We start from the raw sequence: 18,383 nt of genomic DNA, 5'->3' as shown, positions 1-18,383 counted from the left end.
TGAAAAATCGAACTTACCTAGTCAATACTCATGAACTCATCTCAAGATACAATATTCGCCCAAGCATGTGAAAATATCAGTGACTTTCAATTCGATGACAGAGTTGCTGGTGTATTCAATGATATGATAAAACGTTCCGTGCCTGGATATGCTCAAATTATCAGTACATTAGGCGATTTTGCCGACAAATGTGTCTCACCTAATACCCGAGTGTATGATTTAGGCTGCTCGCTAGGCGCGGCGACTCTTAGTGTACGTCGTCGTCTTGATGGACGCGATTGCCGTATTATTGCGGTCGATAACAGCCAATCTATGATTGAACGCTGCCAACAAAACTTAAATGCCTATGTTAGCGATACGCCTGTCGACCTGATTTGCGGCGATATTCGCGACATCGAAATTGATAATGCCTCCATGGTCATTTTAAATTTCACCATGCAGTTTTTAGCCCCAAGCGACCGAGAGACTTTACTCAATAAGATATATCGTGGTCTGCAACCCGGCGGGATCTTGGTGTTATCAGAAAAGCTCACCTTCGAAGATGCACCTGTACAAGCACTACTGGATGAGCTTCATTTAGATTTCAAACGGGCCAATGGCTACAGCGAACTGGAGATCAGCCAAAAACGCAGTTCACTTGAAAATGTCATGAAACCCGACTCGTTACCACAGCATGAGCAGCGATTAAAAGCCCAAGGCTTTAGTCATTTTAGTGTGTGGTTCCAATGTTTTAACTTTGCTTCTATGGTGGCGATAAAGTGATAAGTTTTAGCTCGTTTTACAAACAGATTGCCGACTCTAGCCTACAACATTGGCTCGAAACCTTGCCCGCTATTTTGGGGCAATGGCAACGCAATAATAAACATGGGGATTTACCCAAGTGGGAAAAGGTCCTTAATAAGTTGCATTACCCTGAGCCAGACGAGATTAACTTTACCACTAGTGTCACCATAGGCAGCGGCAAGCAGCTCAGTGATGGCGAACGTGAAAAACTACAAAACTTATTGAAAATTTTCAAACCTTGGCGCAAAGGCCCTTATCACCTACACGGTATCCATATTGATACCGAATGGCGCTCAGACTGGAAATGGGATCGAGTTAAACCGCATATTTCGCCGCTGACCAACCGCACCGTACTCGATGTGGGATGTGGCAGTGGGTATCATATGTGGCGTATGTTAGGTGAAGGCGCGAAACATGTGGTAGGGATTGATCCTTCACCTTTGTTTTTATGCCAGTTTGAAGCCATCAAACGTATCGCTGGCGAGCATCATCCGGTGCACTTCCTCCCGTTAGGCATAGAAGAGTTACCCCCACTGGATGCCTTTGACACTGTATTTTCTATGGGGGTGTTGTATCATCGACGCTCACCTATCGATCATCTATTGCAACTGCGGGACCAACTGCGTGCAGGTGGCGAATTAATATTAGAGACATTAGTGGTCGATGGTGATGAAAATACCGTATTAGTCCCTAGTGATCGCTACGGTAAAATGAATAATGTGTGGTTCTTACCTTCAGCTAAAGCCTTAGCAGCTTGGCTCAAAAAAGCCGACTTTGTCGATGTACGCTGTGTCGACATTGATGTCACTTCATTAGCAGAGCAGCGCAGTACCGACTGGATGCCGAATGAGTCATTGGTGGATTATCTTGATCCCAATGATATCAATTTAACAGTCGAAGGCTACCCAGCCCCTAAACGCGCAACATTTATCGCCACCAAGAATCAACCGAATAAAGATTTGGTTTAACTAAAATAGTATATGGGATCGACTATGTTAAAACAGATAACCGCCATTAGCGTTGCAACCCTATTCTTAATCGGGTGCACGACGAACACTGCCAATAGGCCTGTACCGGTTGATGCCGCCACACTCAACAACAGTCTAAGCCAACAGCAGAGCGAATTAGCCAACTTGATACAGAATAATCATGCCAGTCAAGTGCAAACGCTCAGTGCGATTAGCAGTCTATCTAAGCAACTCGATGCTTTGAATCAGTCTGTGGCAAAAATCAATCTACAGCAGCCAGAAAAGCAGGTCATCGCAGTGCCCACCCAGTGCGATCCTTCTCCTATCGGTGATAAGTTTATTTTGGGTGCCGTAGAAAATGTCTACATGGACGAAGTCAAAGCGGGATTTGAGACTCGTATCGATACGGGCGCCGAATCATCTTCACTAGATGCACACAATATTATTTTGTTCGAGCGCGATGGCAAACAATGGGTGCGTTTTGATGTATTTACCCAAGGCTACGATAAACCATCACAAACCTTCGAGTCTAAAGTTGAACGCTTCGTACGCATCAAACAAGAGTCAGATGAAAAAAGTGATCGCCGCCCGGTGATCCACGCTCATCTACAAATTGGTCAATATAAGGCAGAAACCGACCTTAATCTGGTCGATCGCAGCCACTTAGAGTATCAGTTATTGCTGGGACGCAAATTTATGCAAGATATCGCCGTTGTCGATGTCGCACAAAGTTTTATTCATGGTAAAACCCTGCCTGAACAGAACGAAAAATAATAGAGGATAATGGGCTGATGCATTCTAGAAAACCGTTTTATATTGTCGTCGCGCTGCTCTTTTTAGCGGGTGTTGCTGCCAGTGTTTATCGTGGCATTGAACACAATGTGCCTTTCCTGCCCGGCGAACAGGTGCAAAGCTGGGCTGTTGACGCCAAAGTGAGTTTTCAAGGTATAGGCGAACCTGCAGAGGTGACCTTTTCGCTGCCAAGTGATCCCGCCTTTGAAATACTGGTCGAAAATGCCACATCTCCAGGTTATGGACTCACTATAGCGGAAGATGAAATGGGACGTCATGCGACGTGGTCTATCCGCAATGCCATAGGTCAACAAGACTTATATTACAAAGTGACCCTAGTGCCTACGGGTAATCATCAAGTCGCCGCCCAACAGGAGCCGCAACCACCAATCCCATACAGCTGGCCTGCAACCGAGCAAGCCGCTGCAGAGCAAATTATGCAGGAGATCTGGTCTCGTAGTGCCACGAACCTCTCCTTTGCTCAGCAACTGAACAAAAGCTTTAACGCCACCGATCGCAGCCAAAACATCGAACTTTTACTGTCGGATAATTCACCTGCAGATCTATTTATTCAGATGCTCAATAGCAAAGGGATCCCTGCACAAAAAGTCAACGCACTATTTTTAGAAGATCAGCGTCGTCGCCAGCAGTTAACCACCTTCGTTGAGGTTTACCATCAAGGCGAATGGCTATTGTTTAATCCTGCCAATGGCACTCAAGGTCGCCCAAATAACCTGCTTATCTGGGATCGCAAAGGTAAATCGACCCTTGATGTCATTGGTGGCGTTAATTCACAGGTCAACTTTTCCATGTTGCAGGACACCCGCTCGGCGCTGGCGACCTCAATCGATATGCTCAAAAATAAAGATGCACTGGATTTCTCACTGTATCAATTACCGCTTGAGGAACAGAGCCTGTTTAAAGGGATCTTGCTGATCCCCATTGGTGTGTTGATGGTGGTGTTTTTGCGCGTCATTATTGGCATTAAAACCTCGGGCACCTTTATGCCGGTATTGATCGCCTTAGCCTTTATTCAAACCACCCTGTTGACCGGGCTTATCGGATTTTTGCTGATTGTGGCGTTTGGTTTAATGATCCGCTCTTACCTGTCAGAACTCAACTTACTGCTGATCTCGCGCATATCGGCGGTGATCATTGTGGTGATAGGCATCATTGGACTGTTTACCTTAATCTCTTATAAATTTGGTCTCAGCGAAGGGCTGACGATCACCTTCTTCCCGATGATCATTTTGGCTTGGACCATCGAGAGAATGTCCATTTTATGGGAAGAGGAAGGCGCCAAAGAAGTATTAGTACAAGGTGGCGGCAGCTTATTTGTTGCAACGCTAGCCTATTTAGCCATGAGCGCTACCTGGGTGCAGCATTGGGTCTTTAACTTCTTAGGCATCCACTTAGCGATTTTAGCCGTGGTGTTGCTCATGGGCCAATACACAGGTTATAAGCTATTAGAGCTCAGACGTTTTAGACCGTTGGCGGGAGAATAATCATGCTATTTGCGCGTCCTAAGACGCTAAGGGACAATGGTGTCCTTGGCATGAATAAGCGTAATATCGACTACATAGGTCGTTATAATCCGCGCAAATATTATAAACGGGTCGATGACAAACTAACCACTAAGCAACTCGCCCTAGCCAATGACATTGCGGTGCCCGCCTTAATTGGCACCGTTTCGCAGCAGCACGAGATTGTACATATACCTGAGATGGTTAATAACCAGAGTGGTTTTGTGATTAAGCCATCACAAGGCTCTGGCGGTAAAGGGATTTTAGTTATCACTAAAGTGGCTAATGGTCACTATTTTAAAGCCAGCGGTCATGAAGTCACGCCAAGTGAAATCGACCGTCATATATCCAACATTCTTAGTGGGTTGTTTTCATTGGGGGGTAAACCCGATGTGGCGATCGTTGAAGGGCTGATTAAATTTGATCCCATCTTCGATGGTTACTCCTTTGAGGGTGTGCCCGATATTCGGCTCATTGTCTTTAAAGGCTTCCCGGTCATGGGAATGCTGCGTTTATCGACAGCCGCCTCTGACGGTAAGGCTAACTTACACCAAGGTGCGGTAGGCGTTGGGCTCGATATTGCGACAGGACAAGGCTTGCATGCGGTGCAATTTGACCGCCCTATTGAGCGCCATCCCGATACCGATAAAAAGCTGACCGAGATTGTCGTGCCCCATTGGGACACCTTACTACACACCGCTTCTAAAGCTTATGAAATGAGTGAGTTAGGTTACTTAGGCACAGATATGGTACTGGATCAAGAGCTCGGTCCACTTCTACTTGAGCTTAATGCTCGACCCGGCTTAGCGATTCAAATCGCCAACAGTCAAGGCATTCTACCTCGCTTGAAACATGTCGAGCAGATGAAAAATAAATTCATGTCAGTGGAAGAACGCGTCGCCTATGCTAAAACGCATTTTAGCAATCGCCCTAACATTTAATGTGGTATCGGCGGCGCAAGCCGCCTCGCCCATTACCTTGTTATCCGAGCAATGCCTTCGCTATGAGATAGCTCCATGGATGGATAACCCACCAAACGCGCCATCGGTGCAGGTGGTTAGCCTTGAACGCGAGCTTATTGGCCTGTTTAATCTTAAAGACAGCCTACGCTATTATCAACAATATGCGCTCAACTCGGTGAGCCAAGAAGCCCTATTGCGATGCCAATTACACCTTGGGGATCAAATAGACCAATTATATCGCGACCCTAACATTGTCAGTTTAAGTCTGGCTTTAAAAAGCAGTGTTCGCGCCGATGAACAAGCAGTCGCAAAACGACTGACACAACTCTTACAAGGTGAAATGGCCATTGTCGATAAAGCGGCGTTACACACCAGCGAAGCCAGTATCACTTTCGCCCTAAGGCAACAGGCACTGTCATTGGTACTAAGTGACGAGCGCTGCCTACTTAAACCCGTTAATGACACCCAATTTAGCGAAACCACCAGCACATCTGTGCCGCGCTTTAGTGAGTCGATAGCCAGTTACTTGATTGAGCAACGTGATCCCCATTGCCGTCAGCAAGTCTGGCAAGCCTATCAACTGCGGGCCAAAAGTAAGAGTGAAGCCGCTCTTGCCCATGTAATTGCCGCTAAGCAACAGCAGGCTGAACAGGCGGGATTTAGCGACTATGCCAGTTTCAGTTTGGCGTCGCAGCATATCGCGACGCCACAACTTCTGAAACAATATCTCGACGCAATGACTCAGCCAACCCTTGCTCCTTGGGAATTAGGGATTGCGTTATCCCAAGCAGATAAAACCCCTATTCAGCCAGTGTTTGCTCAAGTGTTGTTAAGTGGCATTTACCAGACGCTAAAGCCTTTTGGTATTCGGGTTGAAACCGTCAATGACGCTATGATCCGTCTATGGCATGGACAGCGTCTGCTCGGGGATCTATTTCTCAGCCAAGGCGAGTCTAACCAAGATACAAGCATTCGAGTCACCCCGATCCGCCACAGCGTTGTGGGACAACAATTTGGCCAAGTATCACTTAACTTTCCAGACGTACTCGAGTCTCATCGCGCGCAAACACAACTGATTGAGGCATTTAGCAGCGCCATTGCACCGCTGTTCAAAGGGGGACGCTTCTATCTCATCAATACCTTGGCAGACACTCAAGACAGTGGCTTAGTCGGTCAATATTGGTTGTCATTGTACTTGCAGCAACAGTTAATAGCCCCAGCACGAAAAGAGAGCCGTGAAGCACGCTTAGCCATGTTTGCCGAACAACTGAGTGTTTTTCGCAGCAAACTGGCATTAAATCTCTATCAAACAAGGTCTCACGCCTACCCCGATCTCGCGCGCGAATTTGAATTGAGCTTTACGCAGCCTTGGCCACAAGCCAATGAGGCTATTTATAGTTTCAGGGGTATCGTTAGCCAAGGGCCACGCTATTATCAACGTCTTTGGCAGCGCAGCCTGGCGCGGCTAATTGACCAACAAGCCACAATCGATAAGCAAGAGCTGTTTAGCCTGTTACTGATTAATGAAGCGCAGCTGCCGTTTACACAACAATTAACGCTTATTTTTGGCGAACCGGTGTCGACTTCCTCTTTAATTAAAAGGATCCAACATGCTAAGCACACATCCCTCTAAATATTTCATCGCAGTGCTTGGCCTAAGTGCAGCATTGCTACTGCCTAACATCGGTATCGCTAAGCAGGTTGAACAGAGCAACACGCTTAACGCTAAGGAGGTGCGCCAAAGTATCCAGACCCATTTAGAGCAAAACCTTTACCAACTGCCTCCGAGAGTGCAAGGTCATTATGGTATTCGCCTCTACCGCATGACAGGCGATGCTAAATATGCCAACGCCGCACTGGTCGATCTGTATGCCGTAACCGAATCACAAAGTTTTTATGCTTGCCAGTTAGATAAAGCTGGGTTTATCGACACCGAAGCTAAAGAGGCTATCGCGTTACTGGGCAATGGGCCGCGTGCCAAAGCACGCAAAAAAGCTTTACAACCTTTTCCTGAATTTCTGTTTTATACCGATGTACTGTTACGCTTTTCCAGCCGCATCGATGAATTTGGCTTACAGGGCCCTTGCCATGACAAACTTGTCAAAGCATTAAAATCCACCGATCTCAAAACGGGATTAACCGACAAAGCCATGATCGAAGCTTGGGCAGCGCAGTTGATCAATTATGCCTACTGGGCCAGACAACTTGAAGTCGGTGATTATATTGCCGACTACAAACAAGCTTTTAATGACGTCTACCCCATAAGTCGCGATCGCAAGCTCAACAAAAAACAATTTAGAAACAAAATCTATGGTATGACCCACTTTATTTTTGCCGCCAGCCAATATTACCAACACCCTGTTGATGCAAAGGAATTTGCTTGGATTTTAGATTATTTCGCTGCCAACATTGAGCGAATTTTAGCTGATGCTACCGACGATATTATTGCTGAAGTTGGTATCAGTTTTCATTTAGCCGGTTTGTCGCAACACCCTGTGGTAAAACAAACCCAGCGGCATATTATCAACGCCTATGATGAGACGCTTCATATCATCCCCTCACCTAAAGGCAATCCCGATCTCGCCCTGGGTGAACACCGAAATGTATTGGCTATGATGCTACTGAACTGGCCAGCGACCTTGCATAAAGGTCCTTATTTTCATGAACTCAAGCGCACCCAAAAATATCTGCCTAAACAGGTCAGCGTTAAACCTTAGCCTAATATCGAGCCGCGCTGCGGCTTGAGTAACGAGATTGAATATTCATGAGCCAAGCAAAATCAACTTTAGAACAGTGGCGGATCCTGCAGGCAGTAGTCGATTATGGCGGCTATGCGCAAGCGGCTAAACAACTGAATAAAAGTCAGTCATCGTTAAATCATGCGGTCGCAAAATTACAATTGCAGCTTGGCGTCGCCCTACTCGAAGTTAAGGGCCGTAAGGCCTACCTTACCGAAACAGGTGAAGTGCTACTCAGGCGCTCTCGCCATATAACCCGTTCTGTCACCGAGTTGGAGATGTTGGCCAATAAATTAGAAAAAGGCTGGGAACCTTCATTGATCATTGCTCGCGAGATCATCTATCCGATGGAGACACTCATCGACGCCCTAAGCCAATTTGAAGCCCAAGGGCGCGGTACCCGCATTACCATTCTCGATTCGGTGATCAATGGTACCACTGAGTTAGTGGAATCTGAGCAGGTCGATATTGCCATTGCAGGCTCACCGCCCAAAGGGTTTGTCGCCGAACCACTGTGCCATATCGACTTTTTATTGGTCTGTCATCCAAATCATCCATTGGCGCACCGCGATGAGCCTCTATATGACCAAGTTTTAGCCGAACATTTACAAATTGTGATTAAAGACACGGCTCAAATCGCTCGTGCCGATTCAGGCTGGCTTAAAGCCGAACAGCGCTGGACAGTGACCAACTTCCATGAAGCCTTGGTTATTTTACAAAAGGGTATCGGTTTTTGCTGGATCCCAGCTCATCTGGTGCAAGGGTTATTAGATAAGGGGCAGCTTTGCCGCCTAGCGCTGCAAGGCAGTAGTCATAGACAAGCGGCATTGAGCTTGGTCATTCCTAATCGAGATAATCAAGGCCCTGCATCACAACTGTTAGAAAGGTTGATATTGGCCCAGCACCAAACGCGCAGTTGATGAGAAGCGGATTTGATCTCCACGACTGTCGATGAGATAGCCCGGTTTACATTGCTCATCACCCTTAGACGCTTTAGATTAAAACTATTAAACTAGAAGCATTATAATTGGGTTATTGACAAGGTTATACCTTAATATCGATAACGGTTCCTAGTGTTTCAGATGATACCGCGATCACCTCTGTGGTCGCCTGTGCTTGATGAAGTGACTCCAGCGCCGATACCAAGGCAGTATGGTCCGTTTGTTCAACAGGGGGATAGGTGTCTGTTGCTATCGCGTTTGCGTTAAGAGCAGATGGTTTAGCCACATCCACCGTTGCTTGGGTCAAGCCAGATTGAGCACTCTGTAACCCCGACAATCCAGAGGCAAAACTCGATGGGATCTGCATTATAATTGTGTCTCCAGCCTAACTATAAAAATAACCTTGGATTATTAGTCAAATGGTATAAAAAGTACAGCCATAATCAGTATTGCAAGCCCTAATGTGAGCCCTATCTAGTCTTCATATCTACCGCAATATACCGCTCTTCCAAGGTAACTTTACACTATATATAATCGTCATAATGCCACACAATAGAACACAACTACCATTCAAACCGCGACACAAGTTAGCGAACACGTGTAAGCTTATTGATATTTGTGAGCATGAGCTGTTACACTGCGATGGATGAGATTTAACCAGATGACGCTAAAATCTATGACAAGCCAAGAATTAACTATAACTGCTGATAGTTCATTAGCTAAATTGCCATATTCCCCACAGGAGGAACGGGCAAATACCATTAGCCACGGCCTAGGCATTGTGGCTGGCATAGTGGCATTAATCCTATCGCTCAATAAAGGCTGGGGGCATCTCACACCGATACAGCTTACAGGTGTAACCATCTACTGCGCGAGCATTATACTGTTATTCCTCTGCTCAACACTCTATCATAGCGTTAAGGATCCTGAGCTTAAACATAAGCTGAAGATTGCCGATCATTGTGCTATTTATCTGCTGATTGCCGGAACCTATACACCACTGCTGCTGATTGAACTGGGCGGGGAGCAGGCACTGTTTATGCTCATTGCTATCTGGGGAATTGCCTTAGGTGGAGTGTTATTTAAAACCATCTTTATTCATCGTTTTAAAGTGTTTAGTGTACTGCTTTACTTAGTGATGGGTTGGTTATGCATGGTGGTGTTAGACGATTTGATTGCCGCCATGACGCCTCTAGGTTTTAGCTTATTGCTCGCGGGTGGCTTATTTTACAGTGGTGGTGTGGTGTTTTACGTCGTTAAGCGCATCCCTTATAACCACGCTATCTGGCATTTATTTGTGTTGGCCGGTGCAGTGAGTCACTTTCTGTGTGTCTACCTCACTGTTATCTAACGTTAATCTATTGGGACAACTGACAACCCACGACGATTAAACTCAGCAAATGCGGCGTTAAGCTGCGCCGCTTGGGCTGATAAACCCGCTTGGCTAAACAGTAATTGCACACATTCGAGCGTACATAATCCGCCTTCGACTTGATTGCGTCGTAACTGATATGTTGAATCTTGTGTCGCTTGTAATTCCAGACGATTTGCCTGTTGTAAATAGGGGCTTTGGCGCACCATTTTGCGCGCTTCTTGCCACGTCGCATCCAAAATGATGATCGACTTTTGTGTCACTGTTTTTGCGTCACCAAGTACTGTGTCATCGGCTCCAATTAAGGCAGGAGATGAGTCAATATTCGAGGTGGCAGGCTTATCGGTAGCAGGAAACAACAGTAAGGCTTGGCCCGTTTGACAGGCTTGTTGCAGACTCTTATCGGGGTTAACCCGAGACCAAACCAGCTGCGTACAATACTGAGGGAAATGTGCCAACGCCAACTGACCGGTATTGGTTGGACGCGTCAATTCTCGCTCATGAGTGAGTAGCACTATGTTCATCTATTTATCAACATCACAAAGAGTTTATATCCATCGACTATCGTATGCGAATAGCTGATCACTTTTTCTGTTTATCGAACATCAGAGCACACCATAGCCTGTAGCGGTTTTTTATCGGGGTGACATTCCCCCCTATGCCCCGATGAACACTAAGTTGACGACCCGTTCTCGATTAACGGTATTTACTGGCTTTCTTTAAGGCTATTTGCTGTTTGAGTGTTGATAGATGCTCAATAAAAATTTTGCCATCAAGATGATCCATCTCATGTTGTAAAACGATAGCGAGAAAATCATCGGTTTCAATTTCAATACTCTGGCCTTGACGGTCAAGAGCTTTAACTTTTACTTTCTCATAACGAGTCACCTTAGCACGGTAACCCGGTACCGATAAGCAGCCCTCTTCACCAACAAACTCGCCACTGCGTTCAATAAACTCAGGGTTAATGAGCACTAATGGTTCATCTTTATTATCAGACAAATCAATAACGATAATAGCATCTAAGCTACCGACTTGTGTGGCAGCTAAGCCAATACCATCATCGGTGTGATACATGGTTTCGAGTAAATCATCAATAAATGACTGCACCGTGGCGGTATCTTCAACGGGCTGGGCCTTACGCTTTAAGCGCTCATCTGGAATAGTCAGAATATCCAATACTGGCATAATGTTAGCTTATTTTAATCATAAAATTTGGCGCCATTATGACCGAACTGACACTAAAGGCAACGTTGGCTGGTGTTTTTTTACTGGGCAAGACTCTAACCCCCTTATTGCTGTTGGTTGTATATTGAATTGATCTAGTCGAAACACTAGGCTATACCCATAGTTAGCTGATTTGTTATACGCCATACTGACCTATTGCCGTCAAGTAAGAAGGCTAGGATAACTTGTTGTGTCATATTAGCAGATACATTGTTCACATCCGGAGATATGGCTTGCTTATGTTATCCCTTCCCCCCATGGCTCGTATTTGGCACATTGTCAGCTTAATTCCCGAAGGTAGGATAAGCTCTTACGGCAAAGTCGCCGATTTAGCTGGATTACCCGGTAGAGCTAGGTATGTTTCTCGAGCACTAAAACTGGCACCGGCAGAGCTTAACCTCCCATGGCATAGAGTGATTAATAGCCAAGGGAGAATTGCCTTCCCCGAACACACGCCAGCCTTTATAGCGCAGGTACAACGATTAAGAAGCGAGCAAGTTGAAGTGAACCGCGGCAAGATAATGCTGTCGAAATACCAGTGGCAGCCAGATCTGCCAACCTTAATACTTGAATTACCTTTTTAACGCTATCTTAATACTGGAGATATTCTTGTTAATCATGAAGCCTATCATCATCGCTAGCCTACTGGTATTAAGCTTTAATGGGCTTGCGGATCAATATCCGCTCACCCCCCATGATGCTGAATATCAAGTCAATTATGGCAGTATTGAACTCGGCAAGGCACGTTATCAACTGCCACCACCACACAATAATTTATATCAGTACCGTTTCGACAGCGATGTAAGCCTGCTTATGCTGTCAGATAAGCGAACAGTGCAAAGCACCTTTACCTTAGACGGTGAGCGATTAGTGCCTATGCGTTATACCCATGACCGCAGTGGCACAGGCCCGCATTATCAAGAACAATCGGCCTATGTTATCGACCAGAACATCGTCCATAGTCGATATAAAGAGGAGCGGGCTAAATTTACTTACAATAGCAATCTCTTTGATCCCCTCATGGTACAGTTACAATTTAGGCTCGATATGATGGCCGGAGTGTCTAACTTACATTACGCCATGCTAAAAAGTGGCGAAATTGATGAGTATGATTTTAAGGTGATTGGCAAAGAGCGGATGGTTATCGAGAGCGGCCAATACGATACGGTGAAAATAGAGGTCATTAGAGATAGCAGTAAAAGACAAACCTTTTTTTGGATGGCCCCCCAACTCGGTTATCTACCGGTTAGACTGACCCACTTTGAAAAGGGCAGTAAGCAATTGGATATCAAATTACTTAGTTATCAATTTTATCATCAACCAGTCGCGCATGATGAGCAGCAGGCGGCCACTCCCTAATCTATTAGGCGTTGGCGGCGAATAACGCCACCAATGGCCGAAGTGGAGGGACTCATTGCCCACAACACTTATTGAAAAAATTGCAACGCTCAACTACCAAGAACAATTTCACCGCGGCCAAACACTTTCCAATCTCCTGGTTGTAAAATTTGCCATTGTTCATTATCAGTTAATGGACGCGTGGCTATCACGGTGACGATATCATTAGCTGTAGTTTCCTGATTAAAATCGATCACCACATCGGTATCAATTAACTTAGCTTTACCAAATGGCGCACGCCTAGTGATATGACATAAGTTGTTAGTACAATAACTCATTAAATGTTCACCATCACTTAAGATCATATTAAACACCCCAAGTTGGCGAATTTCATCGGCTAACGTGGCGACATAACTATACACATCTAACCTATTCTTTGGGGGCGTATTACCAAAACGTGCAACGATTTTTTCTAAGATCCAGCAAAAGGCGAGCTCACTATCGGTATCCCCTACCGGCTGATAACGAGCCACGTTGAACTTGGCTTGATAATCACTCAATTGACCGTTATGGGCGTAGGTCCAGTATCGTCCCCAGAGTTCACGCGTAAACGGATGAGTGTTTTCTAACGCCACACAACCGCGATTGGCTTGTCGAATATGGCTTATCACCACCTCACTCTTAATCGGGTACGACTTGATTAATTTAGCCACGTGGGACTGGCTACTGGGTTTAGCATCTTTAAACGTGCGACTGCCTTTACCCTCATAGAAGGTTATTCCCCACCCATCGACATGCGGCCCCGTCACCCCACCACGTTCGGCTAAGCCAGTAAAACTAAAAACAATATCCGTTGGCACGTTAGCACTCATGGCCAGTAACTCACACATAAAAATGGCACCTTCACTCTCAAACAAGTCATTAAAATCATTCTAACTAGTTGACTCTGTTTGTGGAATGCTAAGATCAACAAAAAAATTAAACAATTGTTTGAAAATTGCTTGTATAAATGTCACGAGAGGGTTAGATTTTATGCGACACAGGTCTGACCACAATCTATAATTGTGATAACAGTCATATAAAAAGAGCTGACATTAGTGCAGTTAACAGTCGCAATTGAAGGAGAATAACCGTGACAACCTTACTTTGGATTTTCGTGATGCTCTTTACGTTAGGCGCATTAGCCTACCTAAGAGTTTCTCTGCTCACCTCAAGCATCATTGCCGCCATCATCATGGTGGTTGGTACCGCTACAGATGCTATCGCCATGCTGGCTTGGCTAGTCTTTTTTGCGATTGTACTTCCTCTTAATATCAGTGCTTTTCGAAAAAACGTTATTACGCGCCCACTGCTTAAGATGTACAAAGGCATCATGCCTGAAATGTCTTCAACAGAGAAAGAAGCCATCGAAGCCGGTACCACCTGGTGGGAAGCCGACCTATTTGCCGGTAAGCCTAATTGGAAAAAATTACACAACTACCCTATTGCCCGCCTAACCGCAGAAGAGCAAGCCTTTCTTGATGGTCCCGTTGAAGAAGTCTGTAAGATGCTTAATCAACATCAAGTGTCTCATCAATTAGCAGACCTTCCAGCTGAGATCTGGCAATACTTAAAAGATCACGGTTTTTTTGCCATGATCATCAAGAAAAAGTACGGCGGTCTCGAATACTCAGCCTATGCACAATCACGCGTATTGCAAAAGCTGGCTGGCGTATCCAGCGAACTGGCTTCTACTGTTGGCGTGCCTAACTCACTAGGCCCGGGGGAATTATTACAACACTACGGTACTGCCGAGCAGCAAAACCACTATTTACCTCGCTTAGCAAAAGGGTTAGAAGTGCCCTGCTTTGCATTAACTAGCCCAGAAGCGGGCAGTGATGCTGGCGCAATTCCTGATTTTGGCGTGGTCTGTAAAGGCCAATGGCAAGGCGAAGAAGTACTCGGTATGAAGCTCACTTGGAACAAGCGTTATATTACCCTTGCCCCAGTTGCGACAGTGTTAGGTCTTGCCTTTAAGCTGCAAGATCCCGATAAATTACTCGGCAATAAAGAAAATTTAGGTATCACCTGCGCCCTGATCCCTACCGATGTGCCAGGAGTTGAAACAGGACGTCGACATTTCCCACTCAACTGCATGTTCCAAAACGGTCCAACCCGAGGCAACGAGGTGTTCGTCCCCTTAAGCTTTATTATCGGCGGGCCAGAAATGGCAGGACAAGGTTGGCGTATGCTGGTGGAATGTTTGTCAGTTGGCCGTGGGATCACCCTGCCGTCGAACTCGGCTGGTGGTGTGAAAACCGCGGCGGTAGCGACGGGGGCTTATGCACGTATTCGTCGTCAATTTAAGCTACCTATTGGTAAACTTGAAGGTATTGAAGAGCCAATGGCTCGCATCGGCGGTAATGCTTACTTAATGGACGCGGTAACAACCTTAACCACAACCGCTATCGACTTAGGTGAAAAACCTTCGGTGATTTCGGCTATCGTTAAGTACCACTTGACCGACAGAATGCAAAAATGTGTTATCGATGCCATGGATATCCACGGTGGTAAAGGCGTGTGTTTAGGTGAAGGTAACTACCTAGGTCGCGGCTATCAAGCCGCACCTATCGCCATTACGGTTGAAGGGGCAAATATCTTAACTCGCTCGATGATCATCTATGGTCAAGGAGCTATTCGTTGCCATCCTTATGTGTTGGCTGAAATGGAATCGGCATTTGATCCAGATGCTAATAAAGCACTTAACGATTTTGATTCTGCGCTATTTGGCCATATTGGCTTTACTATCAGCAACTTGGTTCGAAGCTTCTGGTTGGGCCTAACCTCAAGCCGTTTCTCGAACAGTCCGTATAACGATAAAACCAAACGTTACTACCAACAGATGAACCGCTTCAGTGCAAACCTAGCTTTATTGTCTGACTTAGCCATGGCGACATTAGGCGGTGGCCTTAAGCGTAAAGAGCGTATTTCAGCTCGCCTAGGTGATTTGTTGAGTCAGCTTTATTTAGCCTCGGCAACACTAAAGCGTTATCAAGATGAAGGTCGCCAGAGCGAAGATTTAGTCCTAGTGCAATGGGCCGTTGAAGATTCATTGTATAAGCTACAAGACTCGCTTGACGATCTGTTAGACAACTTCCCTATGGGATTAGGCGCAGTATTACGTGCCATCATATTCCCATTTGGCCGCCCACTTAAGCGTCCAAGTGATGTGCTGGACCATAAAGTGGCGAAGATCATGCAAACACCTTGTGCCAGTCGTGATCGTTTAGGTAAAGGTCAATTTTGGACGCCATCTGAGTTCAATGCTGTCGGTATTCAAGAGCAGACCTTTAAAGATATCCTAGCTTGTGAGCCGCTACACGATAAAATTTGTAAGGCATCGGGTAAGCGTCATCCTTTCATGTGGTTAGATAAGCTAGCCGCCGAAGGAAAAGCCTTAGGTATTCTCTGTGACGATGAGGTTGCTTTACTGGAACGTGCTGAAATTGGCCGGATGAAATCAATTAATGTCGATGATTTTGATCCTGCCGAGTTAAAAGCCCAGATCCTTGCATCTGCCGAGCAACATCAAGCGGCATAAGCTAACCCTGTAAGCGGTTGTCATAAAAAAGCCCAAACATCAGCTTGGGCTTTTTTAGTGCATTGTTACCAACAAACCATTATATAACAACCATATAGAGCCTAGTGACGGTAGGCGTATGGCTTACAGCCTCAGCATCTCTTTGACGAAGGGGATGGTCAATTTACGTTGGTGGACTAGTGACGCTTTATCTAATTTATCAAGTACATCAAATAAGGTACGTAAATCACGGGCTAGGCGATTCAGCAAAAAACGACCAACATCCTCCGGTAACTGAAGACCTCGCATCGCAGCCCTACGTTGTAATGCCGCAAGCTTTTCATCATCGGCCATAGGTTGAACTTGATAAGTTAACCCCCACTGCATTCTAGAGATTAAATCGGGTAACACAAAGCCACTTTCAACTGCAGAGCCGCTGGCACTGACCACCAATTTACAATTTCTCTGCTCCGCGACGCGGTTATACAGATCAAATAGACTCTCTTCCCATAAAGGGTGACCGGCGATGGCATCGATATCATCAATACAGACGAGATCTACCTGCTCTAGGCCTTCGAGCAATTCAGTTGAGATACTGGCATGGATACCCAGTGGCAAGTAGAAACTGTTGCGATTAAGTTCATTAGCGCGCGCACAAGTCGCATGCATTAAATGGGTACGACCCGATTTAACCGGCCCCCATAGATAAACGGCTTTATCCGCACTGCCATCGGCACAGTCTTGTAAACTTTGAATTAATTGATCGTTACCGGCTGCAGGATAATAACTATTAAACGTTTCATCATCAGGCAGATAAACGGGTAACGACAACTGTAATGGTGAATGGGATGCCACTAATTAAATCTCGATAACATTTGTTCGGTAAAAGAAGGGTTCCAAACATAATGGAGCCCAGCTTACATTAATGACCAAGCCAAATATAGTTAATGGTCTCACTCTGTGATGGTGCTAACGGATCAACACCGCCTATTGGCGTAGGCATTAACACAGACTGCGGTTTAATTCTCGATTCCAAACTGAGTAGGCGCTTAAGATCCTCTTCAGAACCAAATAACTGTAAAGTAAACTGAGCTGATCGCCCCTGTAATCGTGTTAACGTTACTTGTTTAACCGCACTGAGTTGGCTAAGGTAGTTTTCAATATCAACCAGTTGTTTACGCTCTGTGATGTCGATAAAGCTTAACTGAGTGCTGAGCGCCACTCCACTATCTGCCACCGCATACTGACTAACGTAGTATTCGCTTATCGTTAAAAACATCTGATTAAGTGCACTATCCACATCGGCGACCACACCGGTATCTTGCACCAATGGATTAAACAAAGCCTCGCTTGAGGTTCTTGGATACAACACCATCGAATAATGTAATTGATTGTCGACATTTAGCTCAATTGAAGCCGTAACAAAGTAATCGGTATTGTAACGGGCCGAGGCGTGAGCTATAGCATCGACAAAGAAGCCACGTACATCACTTACGTTAACATTCATGGCATCATCAAGGTCCATCATAGGCAACAAAACTGGTAACCCACGAGCCTGGGCTAACTCATCGATATACGCTCGACTCTCAGAGGTTGATGAATCATTCAAAATTATGCGTTGACCATCTTGCTGAAAACTTAACCAAATAAGCGTTAGCGGACGCTGGGTGCCCCATACTGGCAGCCTAGCATCACGAAGAAGTTGGATGATTTTTTGATGATCGAAAGTGGCACGTAAATATTGCTGTCCGTCGGTTTCTTGATAACCAAATTGACGGATAAGCGCGGTAGGATTGTTAAGCGCAGATACGATACTTGGCACAGTTAAGGCACTTTGCCTACCTGAGTTTTTGAGTATCACATTCTGTAATGCTTGCGCCAATGCCGCATTTTTCGTTTTTGTTGTTCGATCTGCAACTTTGACAATACTCATATCAAGTTCAGTCACTTCAGCAGCGGCAACGGTGTGCGCAACCAATAAAATAACCGCAGAAAACAAACCATAAGTAAGACGCTTAAACATCTGTATCAATACTTTAACTAAATACAATGGCTGCAGTGTAACACAGTTTGTCGTCACCTGACCTGCCTGTATCAGGCTTCTTAAGTATTTTTATTATATTTTTTAATCGAGCACAAAAGAATGTGAATCAAGATAATGCAAAATAAATAGTTAACCG

Annotated in this window: 18 protein-coding genes; 12 read left to right on the top strand and 6 right to left on the bottom strand. The window is 45.5% G+C overall.

The window, feature by feature from the left end; all coding sequences use genetic code 11:
* The first annotated feature begins 30 nt into the window (after window positions 1-30).
* Genes cmoA through AC5YB1_RS09710 form a run of 8 tightly spaced genes read left to right on the top strand, consistent with a single transcriptional unit; the run spans window position 31 to window position 8,686 of the window.
* On the top strand, window positions 31-762 hold the full coding sequence (gene cmoA, locus AC5YB1_RS09745; RefSeq protein WP_494519007.1) for a carboxy-S-adenosyl-L-methionine synthase CmoA: 732 nt from the start codon (window positions 31-33) through the stop codon (window positions 760-762).
* Window positions 759-1,751 carry a tRNA 5-methoxyuridine(34)/uridine 5-oxyacetic acid(34) synthase CmoB gene (gene cmoB, locus AC5YB1_RS09740; RefSeq protein ID WP_494519006.1) on the top strand — a complete coding sequence of 331 codons (993 nt, stop codon included), beginning with the start codon at window positions 759-761 and terminating at the stop codon, window positions 1,749-1,751. The genes cmoA and cmoB overlap by 4 nt, the downstream gene beginning before the upstream one ends.
* 24 nt (window positions 1,752-1,775) lie before the next feature.
* Window positions 1,776-2,525: an ATP-dependent zinc protease family protein gene (locus tag AC5YB1_RS09735; protein WP_494519005.1), complete on the top strand. Its 750-nt coding sequence runs from the start codon at window positions 1,776-1,778 to the stop codon at window positions 2,523-2,525.
* Window positions 2,526-2,542: 17 nt separating this feature from the next.
* A complete protein-coding gene (locus tag AC5YB1_RS09730; protein ID WP_494519004.1) occupies window positions 2,543-4,048 on the top strand; it encodes an inactive transglutaminase family protein in 1,506 nt (501 codons plus the stop codon).
* A 2-nt stretch (window positions 4,049-4,050) separates the two neighbouring features.
* Complete coding sequence (locus AC5YB1_RS09725; protein ID WP_494519003.1) at window positions 4,051-5,007, top strand: alpha-L-glutamate ligase-like protein; 957 nt, start codon at window positions 4,051-4,053, stop codon at window positions 5,005-5,007.
* Window positions 4,970-6,661, top strand: coding sequence for a peptidase M3 (locus AC5YB1_RS09720; protein ID WP_494519002.1), 1,692 nt, complete (start codon window positions 4,970-4,972; stop codon window positions 6,659-6,661). Before AC5YB1_RS09725 ends, AC5YB1_RS09720 begins: the two co-directional genes overlap by 38 nt.
* The gene (locus tag AC5YB1_RS09715; RefSeq protein WP_494519001.1) at window positions 6,639-7,745 is read left to right on the top strand and encodes a DUF3541 domain-containing protein; all 1,107 of its coding nucleotides are present in this window, start codon (window positions 6,639-6,641) and stop codon (window positions 7,743-7,745) included. Before AC5YB1_RS09720 ends, AC5YB1_RS09715 begins: the two co-directional genes overlap by 23 nt.
* A 47-nt stretch (window positions 7,746-7,792) precedes the next feature.
* On the top strand, window positions 7,793-8,686 hold the full coding sequence (locus AC5YB1_RS09710; RefSeq protein WP_494519000.1) for a LysR family transcriptional regulator: 894 nt from the start codon (window positions 7,793-7,795) through the stop codon (window positions 8,684-8,686).
* A gap of 124 nt (window positions 8,687-8,810) precedes the next feature.
* Here AC5YB1_RS09710 and AC5YB1_RS09705 read toward each other — a convergent pair whose 3' ends face one another.
* Window positions 8,811-9,074, bottom strand: a complete 264-nt coding sequence (locus AC5YB1_RS09705; RefSeq protein ID WP_494518999.1) for a chemotaxis protein — start codon at window positions 9,072-9,074, stop codon at window positions 8,811-8,813.
* 309 nt (window positions 9,075-9,383) lie between these two features.
* Here AC5YB1_RS09705 and trhA point away from each other — a divergent pair, with 309 nt between their 5' ends.
* Window positions 9,384-10,058 (top strand): PAQR family membrane homeostasis protein TrhA, encoded by a 675-nt coding sequence (gene trhA / locus AC5YB1_RS09700; RefSeq protein WP_494521619.1) that lies wholly within the window; start codon window positions 9,384-9,386, stop codon window positions 10,056-10,058.
* Between the two features lie 2 nt (window positions 10,059-10,060).
* On the opposite strand, the gene AC5YB1_RS09695 is transcribed toward trhA, so the two are convergent.
* The gene (locus AC5YB1_RS09695) at window positions 10,061-10,603 is read right to left on the bottom strand and encodes a DTW domain-containing protein (RefSeq protein ID WP_494518998.1); all 543 of its coding nucleotides are present in this window, start codon (window positions 10,601-10,603) and stop codon (window positions 10,061-10,063) included.
* Window positions 10,604-10,775: 172 nt separating this feature from the next.
* Window positions 10,776-11,267: a peptide deformylase gene (def, locus tag AC5YB1_RS09690; RefSeq protein ID WP_494518997.1), complete on the bottom strand. Its 492-nt coding sequence runs from the start codon at window positions 11,265-11,267 to the stop codon at window positions 10,776-10,778.
* 278 nt (window positions 11,268-11,545) lie between these two features.
* Here def and AC5YB1_RS09685 point away from each other — a divergent pair, with 278 nt between their 5' ends.
* Together AC5YB1_RS09685 and AC5YB1_RS09680 are read left to right on the top strand one after the other, a co-directional pair.
* The gene (locus AC5YB1_RS09685) at window positions 11,546-11,890 is read left to right on the top strand and encodes an MGMT family protein (RefSeq protein WP_494518996.1); all 345 of its coding nucleotides are present in this window, start codon (window positions 11,546-11,548) and stop codon (window positions 11,888-11,890) included.
* Between the two features lie 34 nt (window positions 11,891-11,924).
* The gene (locus tag AC5YB1_RS09680) at window positions 11,925-12,665 is read left to right on the top strand and encodes a DUF3108 domain-containing protein (protein ID WP_494521618.1); all 741 of its coding nucleotides are present in this window, start codon (window positions 11,925-11,927) and stop codon (window positions 12,663-12,665) included.
* A gap of 89 nt (window positions 12,666-12,754) precedes the next feature.
* Here AC5YB1_RS09680 and AC5YB1_RS09675 read toward each other — a convergent pair whose 3' ends face one another.
* Window positions 12,755-13,534, bottom strand: coding sequence for a class II glutamine amidotransferase (locus tag AC5YB1_RS09675; protein WP_494518995.1), 780 nt, complete (start codon window positions 13,532-13,534; stop codon window positions 12,755-12,757).
* 242 nt (window positions 13,535-13,776) lie between these two features.
* Here AC5YB1_RS09675 and fadE point away from each other — a divergent pair, with 242 nt between their 5' ends.
* Window positions 13,777-16,224 (top strand): acyl-CoA dehydrogenase FadE, encoded by a 2,448-nt coding sequence (fadE, locus tag AC5YB1_RS09670; RefSeq protein WP_494518994.1) that lies wholly within the window; start codon window positions 13,777-13,779, stop codon window positions 16,222-16,224.
* A 123-nt stretch (window positions 16,225-16,347) separates the two neighbouring features.
* On the opposite strand, the gene hda is transcribed toward fadE, so the two are convergent.
* Window positions 16,348-17,058, bottom strand: a complete 711-nt coding sequence (hda, locus tag AC5YB1_RS09665) for a DnaA inactivator Hda (RefSeq protein WP_494518993.1) — start codon at window positions 17,056-17,058, stop codon at window positions 16,348-16,350.
* Between the two features lie 67 nt (window positions 17,059-17,125).
* The gene (locus tag AC5YB1_RS09660) at window positions 17,126-18,226 is read right to left on the bottom strand and encodes a DUF2066 domain-containing protein (protein ID WP_494518992.1); all 1,101 of its coding nucleotides are present in this window, start codon (window positions 18,224-18,226) and stop codon (window positions 17,126-17,128) included.
* Window positions 18,227-18,383: the final 157 nt, after the last annotated feature.

The organism is Shewanella sp. 433 (genome assembly GCF_059338565.1).
The sequence above is the reverse complement of the archived record's forward strand: the minus strand, read 5'-3'. Positions and strand labels throughout refer to the sequence as shown.

Bases quoted from the DNA above. Each gene is read 5' to 3' on its own strand.
- cmoA (WP_494519007.1), top strand. From the start codon at position 31: ATGAACTCATCTCAAGATACAATATTCGCCCAAGCATGTGAAAATATC.
- AC5YB1_RS09735 (WP_494519005.1), top strand. From the start codon at position 1,776: ATGTTAAAACAGATAACCGCCATTAGCGTTGCAACCCTATTCTTAATC.
- AC5YB1_RS09730 (WP_494519004.1), top strand. From the start codon at position 2,543: ATGCATTCTAGAAAACCGTTTTATATTGTCGTCGCGCTGCTCTTTTTA.
- AC5YB1_RS09725 (WP_494519003.1), top strand. From the start codon at position 4,051: ATGCTATTTGCGCGTCCTAAGACGCTAAGGGACAATGGTGTCCTTGGC.
- AC5YB1_RS09720 (WP_494519002.1), top strand. From the start codon at position 4,970: ATGCTAAAACGCATTTTAGCAATCGCCCTAACATTTAATGTGGTATCG.
- AC5YB1_RS09715 (WP_494519001.1), top strand. From the start codon at position 6,639: ATGCTAAGCACACATCCCTCTAAATATTTCATCGCAGTGCTTGGCCTA.
- AC5YB1_RS09710 (WP_494519000.1), top strand. From the start codon at position 7,793: ATGAGCCAAGCAAAATCAACTTTAGAACAGTGGCGGATCCTGCAGGCA.
- AC5YB1_RS09705 (WP_494518999.1), bottom strand. From the start codon at position 9,074: ATGCAGATCCCATCGAGTTTTGCCTCTGGATTGTCGGGGTTACAGAGT.
- trhA (WP_494521619.1), top strand. From the start codon at position 9,384: ATGACAAGCCAAGAATTAACTATAACTGCTGATAGTTCATTAGCTAAA.
- AC5YB1_RS09695 (WP_494518998.1), bottom strand. From the start codon at position 10,603: ATGAACATAGTGCTACTCACTCATGAGCGAGAATTGACGCGTCCAACC.
- def (WP_494518997.1), bottom strand. From the start codon at position 11,267: ATGCCAGTATTGGATATTCTGACTATTCCAGATGAGCGCTTAAAGCGT.
- AC5YB1_RS09685 (WP_494518996.1), top strand. From the start codon at position 11,546: ATGTTATCCCTTCCCCCCATGGCTCGTATTTGGCACATTGTCAGCTTA.
- AC5YB1_RS09680 (WP_494521618.1), top strand. From the start codon at position 11,925: ATGAAGCCTATCATCATCGCTAGCCTACTGGTATTAAGCTTTAATGGG.
- AC5YB1_RS09675 (WP_494518995.1), bottom strand. From the start codon at position 13,534: ATGTGTGAGTTACTGGCCATGAGTGCTAACGTGCCAACGGATATTGTT.
- AC5YB1_RS09660 (WP_494518992.1), bottom strand. From the start codon at position 18,226: ATGTTTAAGCGTCTTACTTATGGTTTGTTTTCTGCGGTTATTTTATTG.